This window comes from Tateyamaria sp. (assembly GCF_039940735.1).
Lineage (GTDB): Bacteria > Pseudomonadota > Alphaproteobacteria > Rhodobacterales > Rhodobacteraceae > Tateyamaria.
On sequence record NZ_JBDVGB010000037.1, the window covers coordinates 26,753 to 38,831 of the forward strand.

General features: G+C 57.0%; 12 protein-coding genes. 8 read left to right on the forward strand and 4 right to left on the reverse strand.

Going from position 1 to position 12,079, the window contains the following annotated elements; translation table 11 throughout:
* The first annotated feature begins 46 nt into the window (after positions 1–46).
* Both gshB and ABJF76_RS07530 read left to right on the forward strand, forming a co-directional pair.
* Entirely contained in the window at positions 47–979 is a 933-nt protein-coding gene (gene gshB / locus ABJF76_RS07525) for a glutathione synthase (RefSeq protein ID WP_413822017.1), read from the forward strand.
* Complete coding sequence (locus ABJF76_RS07530; protein WP_413822018.1) at positions 979–1,893, forward strand: alpha/beta hydrolase; 915 nt, start codon at positions 979–981, stop codon at positions 1,891–1,893. The genes gshB and ABJF76_RS07530 overlap by 1 nt, the downstream gene beginning before the upstream one ends.
* Here the strand turns inward: ABJF76_RS07530 and ABJF76_RS07535 are convergent.
* The 4 genes from ABJF76_RS07535 to cobU all read right to left on the reverse strand — a co-directional run bounded on the left by ABJF76_RS07535 (position 1,876) and on the right by cobU (position 5,345).
* Positions 1,876–3,387, reverse strand: a complete 1,512-nt coding sequence (locus tag ABJF76_RS07535) for a YifB family Mg chelatase-like AAA ATPase (RefSeq protein WP_413822019.1) — start codon at positions 3,385–3,387, stop codon at positions 1,876–1,878. The two genes, ABJF76_RS07530 and ABJF76_RS07535, sit on opposite strands and share 18 nt — an antisense overlap.
* A gap of 129 nt (positions 3,388–3,516) precedes the next feature.
* The gene (locus ABJF76_RS07540; protein WP_413822020.1) at positions 3,517–4,194 is read right to left on the reverse strand and encodes a glutathione S-transferase; all 678 of its coding nucleotides are present in this window, start codon (positions 4,192–4,194) and stop codon (positions 3,517–3,519) included.
* A 60-nt stretch (positions 4,195–4,254) separates the two neighbouring features.
* Complete coding sequence (locus tag ABJF76_RS07545; protein ID WP_413822021.1) at positions 4,255–4,827, reverse strand: histidine phosphatase family protein; 573 nt, start codon at positions 4,825–4,827, stop codon at positions 4,255–4,257.
* Complete coding sequence (cobU, locus tag ABJF76_RS07550) at positions 4,824–5,345, reverse strand: bifunctional adenosylcobinamide kinase/adenosylcobinamide-phosphate guanylyltransferase (protein ID WP_413822022.1); 522 nt, start codon at positions 5,343–5,345, stop codon at positions 4,824–4,826. The genes ABJF76_RS07545 and cobU overlap by 4 nt, the downstream gene beginning before the upstream one ends.
* A 93-nt stretch (positions 5,346–5,438) precedes the next feature.
* On the opposite strand from cobU, the gene ABJF76_RS07555 reads away from it, so the two are divergent.
* The 6 genes from ABJF76_RS07555 (at position 5,439) to ABJF76_RS07580 (ending at position 12,057) form a co-directional block, all read left to right on the forward strand.
* A complete protein-coding gene (locus ABJF76_RS07555) occupies positions 5,439–6,317 on the forward strand; it encodes an RNA polymerase factor sigma-32 (RefSeq protein ID WP_413822023.1) in 879 nt (292 codons plus the stop codon).
* Positions 6,314–7,117 carry a ChaN family lipoprotein gene (locus tag ABJF76_RS07560; protein ID WP_413822024.1) on the forward strand — a complete coding sequence of 268 codons (804 nt, stop codon included), beginning with the start codon at positions 6,314–6,316 and terminating at the stop codon, positions 7,115–7,117. The genes ABJF76_RS07555 and ABJF76_RS07560 overlap by 4 nt, the downstream gene beginning before the upstream one ends.
* 136 nt (positions 7,118–7,253) lie before the next feature.
* Complete coding sequence (gene coaBC / locus ABJF76_RS07565) at positions 7,254–8,447, forward strand: bifunctional phosphopantothenoylcysteine decarboxylase/phosphopantothenate--cysteine ligase CoaBC (RefSeq protein WP_413822025.1); 1,194 nt, start codon at positions 7,254–7,256, stop codon at positions 8,445–8,447.
* A gap of 46 nt (positions 8,448–8,493) precedes the next feature.
* A complete protein-coding gene (gene dut / locus ABJF76_RS07570) occupies positions 8,494–8,955 on the forward strand; it encodes a dUTP diphosphatase (RefSeq protein WP_413822299.1) in 462 nt (153 codons plus the stop codon).
* Positions 8,955–10,004 carry a HesA/MoeB/ThiF family protein gene (locus ABJF76_RS07575; RefSeq protein ID WP_413822026.1) on the forward strand — a complete coding sequence of 350 codons (1,050 nt, stop codon included), beginning with the start codon at positions 8,955–8,957 and terminating at the stop codon, positions 10,002–10,004. The genes dut and ABJF76_RS07575 overlap by 1 nt, the downstream gene beginning before the upstream one ends.
* A gap of 37 nt (positions 10,005–10,041) precedes the next feature.
* Positions 10,042–12,057: a M3 family metallopeptidase gene (locus tag ABJF76_RS07580; protein ID WP_413822027.1), complete on the forward strand. Its 2,016-nt coding sequence runs from the start codon at positions 10,042–10,044 to the stop codon at positions 12,055–12,057.
* Positions 12,058–12,079: the final 22 nt, after the last annotated feature.

Below are 12,079 nucleotides of genomic sequence, written 5' to 3' on the forward strand. Positions count from 1 at the left end.
CCTCTCTCTGGGCCATCTAAGGTAAGCAATATGCCGGAGATACGTCATGAAAATCGCCTTTCAGATGGACCCTATTGGGGACGTTGATATCAATGCCGACAGCAGCTTTCGCTTGGCCGAAGAGGCGCAGGCACGCGGCCACAGCCTATTTTTCTATTCCCCCGATCAACTTGCCTATCAAGAAGGTCGCATCACTGCGCGTGGACAGGATTTCACCGTGCAGCGGGTGCAAGGCGAACATGCCCAGCTTGGCGAAATGCGCGAAGTCGATCTGGCTGACTTTGATGTGGTTTGGCTGCGTCAGGACCCGCCTTTTGACATGCATTATATCACATCGACCCACCTGCTTGATCGCTTAAAAGATCACGCCTTGGTCGTGAATGATCCATTTTGGGTCCGTAACTTCCCTGAAAAACTGCTAGTTTTGGATTTCCCAGACTTGACGCCGCCCACCACAATCGCGCGCGATCTTGAAACGATCAAAGCCTTCAAGGCCAAGCATAGCGACGTTATTCTAAAGCCGCTCTATGGCAATGGCGGTGCAGGTGTATTCCGCTTGGATGCGAATGATCGCAATCTGACGTCTTTGCACGAATTGTTTTCCAGCTTCAGCCGCGAGCCACTGATTGTTCAAAAATTTCTGCCCGACGTCAGCAACGGTGATAAACGCGTGATTTTGGTCGATGGTGAAGCGGTTGGTGCAATCAATCGAGTCCCGGCGGCAGGCGAAACACGGTCCAACATGCATGTCGGTGGTCGCCCTGAGAAAATCGGGCTAAGCGAACGCGATCTTGAGATCTGCGCCCGCATTGGGCCTCTTTTGAAAGAACGCGGGCAGATCTTTGTTGGGATCGACGTCATTGGCGATTACTTAACTGAGATCAACGTAACGTCGCCCACCGGCATTCAAGAACTTGAGCGGTTTGACGGTGTGAATATTGCCGCGAAAATTTGGGAGGCCATTGAGGCCAAACGCTGATGAGCTGGCAAGCGCACCTGTTGAACGCTTGGTTGCGCCTGACGGAAAAGCCATTTTTGTCACGCGCGACCAACCCCGCTATTTTGCGCGCAAGTTTCGAGGTGAAGGCCGCGCTTTTCTTTCGTGCCCCTTGGGGAACGAAATGCGTGAGGCGCGATTTGGCAGGTTTGCCTGCTTTGTGGCTTTCTCGCTCTCAGACGCCCGGCACCCCTTTGCTGTTGTACTTTCACGGCGGGGCGCATGTGTTTGGCAGCCCTCGAACGATGCGCGCAACTGTGGCCGCATTGGCAAAACGGGTTGGCATCCGTGCCGTTCTGCCCCGTTACCCTTTGGCTCCCGAAGCTCCGTTTCCGGCCGCAATCGATCATTGCATGGCTAGTTATCGTGCTCTTTTGGACGAAGGTGTGGATCCGGCACACATAATTGTTGGCGGTGACAGTGCCGGTGGAAATCTGGCGTTGGCCTTATTGGGTCAGCTGTGCGTCGAGGGTGCGGCGTTGCCTGCTGGCGTGTTTGCGCTTTCACCTTTGACAGATATGACCTTTTCGGGGGCGAGTATTCAACGCAACGCGACCAAGGATGTGGTCTTGCCGACGGCACGATTGGCAGAGACAGCGCAGGCCTACCTTGGCGATCATGCGCCTGTTGGTCCGCGCGCCAGCCCTTTGTTTGCTGATTTTACTGGCGCGCCCTCTGTGTGGCTTTGTGCTGGCGATACGGAAATTTTGCTGGATGACACGCTGCGCATGGCAGATCGTTTGAAGGCGCAAGGCGTTGCCGTCGATCTGCATGTCGCGTCAGATTTGCCGCATGTGTGGCCGATGTTTCACAACCTGTTGCCCGAAGCGCGCGCGACGTTGGATGAGTTGGCCGCTTGGGTTGGTGCACGGCTAAGCTCAGACAGGAGCGAGTGAGCCAACCCGGTAGCTGACGGCTTCGGCGATGTGGTTCTTGCGTAAATCTTGAGACTGGGCCAGATCGGCAATCGTCCGCGCCACCCTCAAAACGCGGTGATATCCGCGCGCCGACAGCCCGAAACGATCCGCCACACGGCTGAGCAGTTCACGCCCCTCTGCATCGGGGGCCGCCCAGGTATCAAGGGCCGCTCCGTTTAAATCTGCATTGCAGCGCAAGGGTGTGTCTTTGAAACGGGTCAATTGGACAAGGCGGGCGTCGTTGACGCGCGCAGCGACGACAGCAGAGCTGTCACTTTTGCAGGGCAGATCAAGGTCAGAAAAGCTGACCGGCGGGACATCGACTCTCAGGTCGAACCTGTCCATCAAGGGGCCGGAAATTCGCCCCATGTAGTCATCCCCGCACAAAGGAGCGCGCCCACAGGCGCGTGCGGGTTCAGTCATGTAGCCGCATTTGCAGGGATTGGCGGCGGCCACGAGCATAAACCGACAAGGATATTTCACATGGTTGTTGGCCCTCGCAATCATGACTTCGCCTGTTTCAATCGGCTGACGTAGGGTTTCGAGAACGGTGCGGGGGAATTCGGGAAATTCGTCCATGAACAGTACGCCGTTATGCGCCAACGATACTTCGCCAGGTTTTGCGCCCCGTCCCCCTCCGATGATCGCGGGCATAGATGCCGTGTGGTGCGGTTCGCGGAACGGGCGGTCCATCGAAATACCACCTGTGTCCAACAACCCAGCGAGCGAATGGATCATCGACGTTTCAAGAGCCTCCATCGCTGAGAGTGGCGGTAAGATGCCCGGCAAGCGTGCGGCAAGCATCGATTTTCCAGAACCGGGCGTTCCGACCATCAGCAAGTGATGGCGGCCCGCTGCGGCGATTTCAAGCGCTCGTTTGGCGCGCTCTTGCCCTTTGACATCGGCCATGTCGGGCTGGCCGGCACTGCTTGCGATCTGGCCTGCGCGGGCCGGTTCCAGAAGGACTTGACCCGTAAAGTGGCGCACGACGTCGCCCAAGGTCGCAGCAGCGGTGACGCGCGTGGCGCCGACCCAAGCGGCTTCGGACCCAGAACCAGCCGGGCACAGCAATCCGCGATCCTGTTCGGCGGCGGCCATCGCAGCGGGCAATGCGCCCAGAACAGGCACCAAGGTCCCATCTAGTGACAGTTCACCAAGCGCCACAGTGGCTTCAATGGCGTCGGGGGGTAGAATGCCTAGGGTCGCGAGTAAGGCCAACGCGATCGGGAGGTCGAAATGAGAGCCTTCCTTGGGCAGGTCCGCTGGGGATAGGTTTATGGTGATCCGTTTTGAGGGCAAAGCGATGGACATGGAGGTCAAAGCAGCGCGCACCCGTTCGCGTGCTTCTGACACTGCCTTGTCAGGCAATCCGACAATGGAAAAACCGGGTGCGCCCGCGCTCATCGCGCATTGCACTTCGACTTCGCGTGCTTCGACGCCCTGAAATGCAACTGTGTAGGCTCTTGCCACCATCCATTATCCCTCACTGAAGTTTGGTTAATGGCTAGCGGCGGGTGGTTTAAGATTGGTTAATATTGGAGCCCAACACCAAATCCTCTCAGAGGATTTGGCCCAAGACTTTTTAAAAATCTTGGTGTCGCGTCAGGCTGGCCAATCCGCGATTGGGACGCCCATGTCGTACGGAAACGGATCGTAGATCACTTTTAACCCTTCGGCTCGCCACGCTTTGAATGCTGGATCGGTGATTGTCGTCATACAATAGGCCTGCGCAGCTTTGTTGACGGGCAGATCATAGCCGATAATCCGCGCGCAAACAGGGGCGTAAAATGCATCAGCAAGGCTGTAAGCCCCAAACAACCATGGTCCGTCGGTTCGGAATTCAGAGGCATGCGCCCAGAGCGTTTCCAAACGAGAGATGTCAGCGCGGACCGCATCGGACGGTTGATAGTCCACATTGACGTGTTGTAATTGCATGGCGCAGTCCCCGCGCAGTGCGCCAAACCCGCTTGCCATTTCTGCACACAACCAGCGCGCCGTTGCGCGTGCCGCCGGGTCGCTCGGCCACATGCCAGCGTCAGGATGTGCTTCGGCCAGCGTTTCGGCCATCGCCACGCTTTCGCCGACAATCGTTCCGTCAGGTGTTTTCATGGCGGGCACTAGCTTGGCCGGAGCAATGTGGCTGAGTTCGTCCCCCATTGTCCCGGCATAAAGTCCGACCAGATGAGTGCGGTAAGCCACGTTGAATTTTTCCATCATCAGCCATCCCCGAAGGGACCAGCTAGAGAAGGTGCGATCGCCGATATAAAGGTCATATGTCATGAACAAGCCTTTATTTTAAGGCGACGGTTTACTGCCAATGTTGATTTGTGGCCCTGGGCATCACGGAGTGTGATTGATGCAGCTTGCGGTGCCAGCGATTGGATTCAAGGTGGTCACCGACAAGGGGTCAATTTTATGGCTGAGTACGTCGTATGCGCTGATCCCAAGCACGGCTTGAACCTGCGTCAGGATCACGCCGAAATGGGCGACCGCAATAATATGTGCATCCGGGTGCGTATCTTCGATCCGGCGCACAACGTTGGCCACGCGCGCAGCGGCAGCGTTCCAGCTTTCTCCGCCGGGGGGGGCGTGATCGCCGGGCGTTTCCCAATAGCCCCGACTTAAGTCGGGGTGTGTTTCGGCCACACGCGAAAAGTGCTGACCATCCCAGCTGCCAAAGTGAAATTCGCGCAGGCCCGGATCGTGCGACAACCGCGTCCGCGCGCCTTGCAGGGCGTTGGCGGTCTGTATGCTGCGTGTGAGGTCAGATGAAATCACGATTGCAGAGGCCGGAAGATGCCCAGCCAGCCGCAGTATTGCGCCTTTATCTGACAAGTCCGCGGGCACATCGCGCCAACCTGTAAACGTTTTTTGGTGGGTCGGCCCGTGACGCACCCAATGCCAAGTGGTCATGGTGCTTTGCCTTTCAATGCCTGTGTCAGTCCCGCGACCACGTGCAACACGCAATCTGCTTGTGCGGCTAAGGCAATGTTCAACCGCCCCTGTGCTTCGCGAAAGCGGCGGGCCAGTGCGTTATCCGGTACGATACCTTGGCCAACCTCATTGGACACCACAACAACAGGCGCGGAACAGATTGCCAGTGCGCAAAGCAGTTCATTTTGGGCGGCTTCGATTTCCAGATCGTCCATCAGCACATTGGTCAGCCACATCGTTGCACAATCTACTAGAAACACTTCACCATCGCGCCCCTGTTGAAGGGGCACGCTTAGATCAAGTTCCGCATCGACGGTGCGCCATTCGGGTCCACGCCGGGCACGATGCACATTTACTTTGTCGCGAATTTCGTCGTCCCAAATGCGTGACGTGGCCAAATAGATCGGTTGTAAGCCACTGTTAAGTATCAGATTTTCCGCGACTTGCGACTTTCCTGATGCGGCGCCGCCAAGCACGAGTGTCAGGGAAGGCAACATTTTTCTTACTCGCGATTGAACCAGTGGGCGACCCCGTGCGTAGACTTATCGAGTGCGCAAAACAAGCATAACATCCAAAGGGGGATGATCGACATGCCATTGGACACTGCCAGAGAGTTCTCGTTGTCACGCACAGCGATGAAAGCGGAACTGCTTGATGCCGAAACGGAATTACGCCTTGCCTATGCATGGCGGGACGATCGGGACGAGGCCGCGCTGCACCGACTGATCACGGCCTACATGCGTTTGGCCATTTCTATGGCGTCCAAATTCAAACGCTATGGCGCGCCGATGAATGACTTGATCCAAGAGGCCGGACTGGGCCTGATGAAAGCGGCTGATAAGTTCGATCCGGACCGTGGCGTGCGCTTTTCGACCTATGCCGTGTGGTGGATCAAGGCGTCAATTCAGGACTATGTCATGCGCAATTGGTCCATGGTGCGCACGGGGTCGACGTCTTCGCAAAAGTCGTTGTTTTTTAACATGCGCCGTGTCCAAGCGCGGCTAGAACGCGAAAGCGCGTCAGCAGGCGAAGCGCTCGACAAGCAGCAAATGCGCCAGATGATTTCGACAGAAATTGGCGTGCCCTTGCACGACGTCGAAATGATGGAAGGGCGCCTATCTGGCTCTGATTATTCCCTCAATGCCACCCAATCCGCCGAGGATGAAGGGCGGGAATGGATCGACGCCTTGGTTGACGAAAGCGCACAGGCTGATGAAACGGTTGAGCACAGCCACGATACCGAGCAACTGCGCGCGTGGCTTTTGTCTGCGTTGAATTCCCTGAATGAACGCGAACGTTTTATTGTCCGCGAACGCAAGTTGCGCGATCAACCGCGTACGCTTGAAAGCCTTGGAGATGAACTGAAACTGTCCAAAGAACGCGTGCGCCAGCTTGAGGCTGCTGCATTCGCCAAAATGCGTAAGTCGCTTGAAAACCAAAGCCGGGAAGTGCACCACTTCCTTTTATGAAGCATGTGATATCTAAGTTTGGGCTGGCGGCCGCTGCGTTCTGTGCGTCGGTCTCTTTGTCTGCTGCGTCGATTGAGTGGTCTGAAAGCACAGCGGATGTGCTGGTTTTGGGCGAAAACCACGACAATCCAACACATCATGCGCGCCAACAGAATGCTGTGAACGAAATTCAACCCAAAGCCGTTGTGTTTGAAATGCTGACACCGCAAGAGGCCGCGCTTTTGGCCGACGTGCCACGCGATGTGGCTGCAATGCAGGCGGCAAGCGCTGCGTTTCACTGGAACAATATCGCGGATTACGCAGGCGTCTTATCGGTTAGCTCTGTGATCGTGGGGGCGGCTTTGTCGCGTGATGATATGCGTGCTGCGTTTGGTGATGGGGCGGCGTCCGTGTTCGGCGAAGACGCAGATATCTACGGGCTGACCGCGCCTTTGCCAAAGACTGAACAAGAGACCCGAGAAGCGTTGCAATTCGATGCCCATTGCGCAGTCATGCCGCACGAGATGATGGGCGGGATGGTCCAAGCGCAACGATTGCGCGATGCCGTCTTTGCGCGCACAGTGATTGAGGCCATCGATACTTATGGCCTGCCGGTCGTATTGGTCACGGGCAATGGGCATGCGCGTACGGATTGGGGGGTGCCGACCTATCTATCACGCGTGCGCCCTGATCTAGATGTTGTAAGCGTCGGACAGGGTGAGCGTGGCGATGCGCCTGCGGGGCTGTTTTCTTGGGTGATGGCTGATGCGCCAGCGCCGGATCGCGGCGATCCCTGCGATGCGTTCAAAGTCAGCAATTGAACGCCAAAACCAGGGGCCGCAATGACATCGGGGACACCAAGACATCTGCGATGCTTCCCTTTTGCAGTTGGGCTGGCTCTTGGGGCGTCAGCACCGTAAGGTCAGGCCGATCCAACCCCGCGCCGGAGCGTGACCTATGTTGCAAAATAAACGCATTTTATTGATCCTTACCGGTGGCATCGCGGCCTACAAGGGGCTCGATTTGATCCGTCGTCTGCGTGAACGCGGCGCTGCGGTGACCCCGGTGTTGACCCGCGCGGCAGAGCAATTTGTGACACCTTTGTCGGTATCTGCACTGGCGGGGGAAAAGGTGTTTCGTGACCTGTTTGATCTGACAGATGAGGCCGAGATGGGGCATATTCAATTGTCCCGCTCTGCCGATTTGATCCTTGTGGCCCCAGCCACGGCCGACATCATGGCCAAGATGGCGCAGGGGCGTGCGGATGATTTGGCTTCGACCTTGCTGTTGGCCACAGACACGCCTGTGATGGTTGCGCCTGCGATGAATGTGCGCATGTGGGATCATGCCGCCACACAGCGCAATCTGGCGCAATTGCAAAGCGATGGGGTGACAGTTGTCGGTCCAAATGAGGGCGACATGGCGTGCGGCGAATACGGCCCCGGGCGCATGTCAGAGCCGCTTGAGATCGTGGCTGCGGTTCAGGCGCATTTTGGTCCGCGACCTTTGTCCGGCAAACGGGTGCTGGTGACCTCAGGTCCCACCCATGAACCGATTGATCCGGTGCGCTATATCGCCAATCGCTCGTCCGGGGCGCAGGGCGCGGCGCTGGGCCGTGCGTTGCTTGACCTTGGAGCCGAGGTGATTTTTGTCACCGGGCCCGCCGATGTGTCCCCGCCTCTTGGCGCTGAGGTGGTTAATGTCGAGACCGCTGAGCAAATGAAAACTGCCGTGTTATCGGCCCTTCCGGTAGACGCTGCGATTTTTGCGGCTGCTGTCGCGGATTGGCGGGTTGAAGGGGCGAGCGATCGGAAGTTGAAAAAAGTGGTGGGCAAAATGCCCACCTTACAATTCACGGAAAACCCAGACATTTTGGCGCATGTGGCGCAGATGGAAAAGGGCCGTCCGGGTCTTGTCGTGGGTTTTGCTGCTGAGACGAATGATGTCATCGACAATGCCACCGCGAAACGGCTGCGCAAAGGGTGCGACTGGATCGTGGCCAATGATGTTTCGGCTCAGACAGGTATCATGGGTGGGTCAGAGAATGCTGTGACTGTGATTTCGGACGTTGGTGCCGAAACTTGGCCGCGTACGTCAAAGGCAAATGTCGCGGCTCAATTGGCGCAACAGATCGCAGACGCTTTGACGTGATCGAGTTTGGTCAGGTTGGAATTTGAGTTTATTTGGCAAGATGAAGATGGATCAGGTTGCATTGAGAATAAGGCGATTGGCGGGTGCGGATATGTCTGTGCCTTTGCCGCGCTATGAAACTGCGGGCGCTGCTGGAGCGGACATTCGTGCAAACTTGCCTGAGGGTGCAACTGTGAGCATCGCGCCGGGTGCGCGGGTGTTGATCCCAACCGGGGTGGCGATGGCGGTGCCTTTGGGCTTTGAGGTGCAGGTGCGCCCGCGATCGGGTCTTGCGTTGAAGAATGGCGTTACGTTGGTCAATAGCCCGGGCACCATCGACAGTGATTATCGCGGAGAGGTGGGGGTGATTGTGTTGAACACATCTGATGTTGCGTTTGAAGTCAGTCATGGCATGCGTGTTGCGCAGATCGTTTTGGCCCCTGTTGTGCAGGCCGTATTCGAAGAGGTGGACACCATGGATGAGACTGAGCGCGGCGCAGGCGGCTTTGGCTCGACTGGGCGCGGTTGATGCTTTTGGTTTTTGCTTTTGGTGCGGCATTGTGGGGTTTTGGCGCTGTGATGAAAGTTCCAAAACGCGCGCGTTGGAACATAATCGGGTTGTTGTATGTCGGGGTTCTGGCATTGCACGTCGCGCTGCCGTTTGGCCACCCCTTGCGTATGGCGACAGGCGAAAGACCAGAAGGCTGGCTGATCCTTGGTGGAGGCGCCGCCTTGGTTTTCCTTTATCGCTATGGGCTGCAACGTTTGCGTGGGCGTGCACAGCAGGCACAATCAACGCCCGTTCAGAAGGGTACATTTTCGCACACTGAGTTGAACCGCTATGCCCGCCATATTGCCCTGCGTGAGGTTGGCGGTGCTGGGCAGAAAGCGTTGAAAGGTGCACGGGTTTTGGTGGTCGGGGCAGGGGGACTTGGTGCGCCTGTACTGCAATATTTGGCCGCGGCTGGCGTTGGCACCATTGGCGTTGTTGATGATGATGTGGTGGAGAACACCAATTTGCAACGGCAGGTCATCCATACGGACGCGCGTATTGGTATGCCCAAAGTGTTTTCGGCCCAAGCCGCGATGCAGGCCCAAAACCCCTTTGTCACGGTGCGCCCTTACCATCGTCGTCTGAGCGCGGAGATCGTTGACGAATTGATGGTCGAGTATGATCTTGTGATCGACGGCACGGATAATTTCGACACGCGGTATTTGGTAAATGCGGCTGCCATGCGCGCTGGTTTGCCGCTGATTTCTGGTGCGCTGACGCAATGGGAAGGCCAAGTCAGTGTCTTTGATCCGGCCCAAGGTGCACCTTGCTATGCTTGTATTTTTCCACATGCTCCGTCGCCTGAATTGGCCCCATCTTGCGCCGAGGCTGGCGTCATTGCCCCTTTGCCGGGCGTGGTGGGATCGATGATGGCGCTTGAGGCCGTGAAGTTGATCACGGGGGCCGGTGCGCCGTTGCGCGGAGAAATGGTTATTTACGACGCACTTTATGGTGAAAGCCGGAAAATCACGCTGAAACGCCGCGTTGATTGCACAACCTGTGGTGCAGGTGTGGCGACGGGGTGACCTTGGCCTTACATGTAATATCAAAGGAGACACTTTTATGACCAACGTGCTTTTGCAGGACTGGGACACACCGTTTCAGATTGCCCCCTTTGATGCGATCAAGGACGAGGATTTTGCGCCTGCGTTGGATGTCGCGCTGGAACGTCACCGCGCCGAGATTGATGCAATCGCAGGCAATACCGAAGCAGCCACTTTTGCCAATACGATCGAAGCGCTTGAAGCCGTCGGGCATGATTTGAACAAAGTGCTGGGCACATTTTACACGGTTGCAGGGGCTGACAGTAATCCGGCGCGCGAGGCGTTGCAGCGTGATTTCTCACCCAAACTGGCGGCCCATTTTGCGGAGATTTCCGGCAACAAAGCGCTGTTTGCACGTGTGGCGGCTGTGCACGACGCGCGCGATGGGCTGGGGCTGACGGACGAACAGGCGCGGGTGTTGATGCTGACCCATCGCGGGTTTGTGCGGTCGGGCGCTGCTTTGGTCGGCGCGGGCGAAGCCCGGATGAAAGTGATTAAAGGGCGGTTGGCAGAACTTGGGACGTCTTTCACGCAGAACCTGCTTGCGGACGAACGTGATTGGTTCATGGAACTGGACGAGGGTGACCTGTCTGGTCTTCCGACCTTTGTCGTTGATACCGCGCGTGCGGCGGGGCAGGAAAAGGGTGTCGAAGGCCCGGTTGTGACCCTTTCACGGTCGTTGATCGTGCCGTTTTTGCAGTTCTCTACCCGGCGTGACTTGCGCGAAGTGGCGTATAAAGCGTGGACCGCACGTGGGGCGAACGGCGGCGAAACAGACAACCGCGCCATCGCAGCCGAAATTTTGGCGTTGCGCGAAGAGCGGGCTAAACTCCTTGGGTACGATAATTTTGCCGCCTATAAGCTTGAAACTGAAATGGCCAAAACACCCGAGGCCGTGCGTGATCTGCTGATGGACGTGTGGAAACCGGCGAAAGCACAGGCTGTGGCTGATGCTTGGGTCTTGGAACAGATGATGGTTCAGGACGGGGTCAACGGCCCGCTGGCACCTTGGGATTGGCGCTTTTATTCCGAGCGTCGGCGCAAGGAATTGCATGATCTGGATGAGGCCGAGGTGAAGCCTTATTTTCAGCTAGAGCGCATGATTGAAGCTTCGTTTTCTTGTGCGACCCGCCTGTTTGGGTTGGAATTTAAGCCACTTGATGTCCCACTTTATCACGCTGATTGCCGCGCGTGGGAAGTGACGCGCAAGGGTGCGCATGTGGCCGTGTTTATTGGCGATTATTTCGCGCGTGGTTCGAAACGATCCGGGGCGTGGTGTTCGGCGATGCGGGCTCAAGCCAAGTTCCCAGAGGTGCAGGCCCCTGTTGTCATCAACGTGTGTAACTTTGCCAAGGGCGATCCCGCGCTGTTGAGCTATGATGATGCGCGCACTTTGTTTCACGAATTCGGACATGCGCTGCATCAGATGCTGTCGGATGTGACCTATGAAAGCATAAGCGGAACCTCGGTGGCGCGTGATTTTGTGGAACTGCCAAGTCAGCTTTATGAACATTGGTTGGAAGTCCCTGAGGTCCTGCGTGAATTTGCTGTGCATGCAGACACGGGTGCCGCGATGCCGCAGGCGCTTTTGGAAAATGTTCTGGCGGCGGCAACCTATGACATGGGATTCCAGACGGTGGAATATGTGGCGTCGGCCATGGTCGATCTGGCCTTTCACGAAGGGGCGGCACCGGCTGACCCGATGGCAACACAGGCTCAGGTGCTGGATGAAATGGGCATGCCTTCGGCGATCTCTATGCGCCACGCCACGCCGCATTTTGCCCACGTTTTTGCGGGTGATGGGTATTCGTCGGGTTACTACAGTTACATGTGGTCCGAGGTGATGGACGCTGACGCCTTTGCCGCTTTTGAAGAGGCTGGCGGGCCATTTGACCCCGAGCAGGCGCGGGCGCTTGAAACCCATATTCTAAGTACAGGTGGATCTGCAGATGCGGGCGCATTGTATAAAGCGTTTCGCGGGCGTTTGCCGGGGGTTGAAGCGTTGTTGAAAGGGCGGGGCCTGCATGCAGGGTAAGCGTTTTCCGATATCGGAAAAC

Bases quoted from the DNA above. Each gene is read 5' to 3' on its own strand.
- ABJF76_RS07555 (WP_413822023.1), top strand. From the start codon at position 5,439: ATGCCATTGGACACTGCCAGAGAGTTCTCGTTGTCACGCACAGCGATG.
- ABJF76_RS07575 (WP_413822026.1), top strand. From the start codon at position 8,955: ATGCTTTTGGTTTTTGCTTTTGGTGCGGCATTGTGGGGTTTTGGCGCT.
- gshB (WP_413822017.1), top strand. From the start codon at position 47: ATGAAAATCGCCTTTCAGATGGACCCTATTGGGGACGTTGATATCAAT.
- cobU (WP_413822022.1), bottom strand. From the start codon at position 5,345: ATGTTGCCTTCCCTGACACTCGTGCTTGGCGGCGCCGCATCAGGAAAG.
- ABJF76_RS07530 (WP_413822018.1), top strand. From the start codon at position 979: ATGAGCTGGCAAGCGCACCTGTTGAACGCTTGGTTGCGCCTGACGGAA.
- ABJF76_RS07560 (WP_413822024.1), top strand. From the start codon at position 6,314: ATGAAGCATGTGATATCTAAGTTTGGGCTGGCGGCCGCTGCGTTCTGT.
- coaBC (WP_413822025.1), top strand. From the start codon at position 7,254: ATGTTGCAAAATAAACGCATTTTATTGATCCTTACCGGTGGCATCGCG.
- ABJF76_RS07545 (WP_413822021.1), bottom strand. From the start codon at position 4,827: ATGACCACTTGGCATTGGGTGCGTCACGGGCCGACCCACCAAAAAACG.
- ABJF76_RS07535 (WP_413822019.1), bottom strand. From the start codon at position 3,387: ATGGTGGCAAGAGCCTACACAGTTGCATTTCAGGGCGTCGAAGCACGC.
- ABJF76_RS07580 (WP_413822027.1), top strand. From the start codon at position 10,042: ATGACCAACGTGCTTTTGCAGGACTGGGACACACCGTTTCAGATTGCC.
- dut (WP_413822299.1), top strand. From the start codon at position 8,494: ATGGATCAGGTTGCATTGAGAATAAGGCGATTGGCGGGTGCGGATATG.
- ABJF76_RS07540 (WP_413822020.1), bottom strand. From the start codon at position 4,194: ATGACATATGACCTTTATATCGGCGATCGCACCTTCTCTAGCTGGTCC.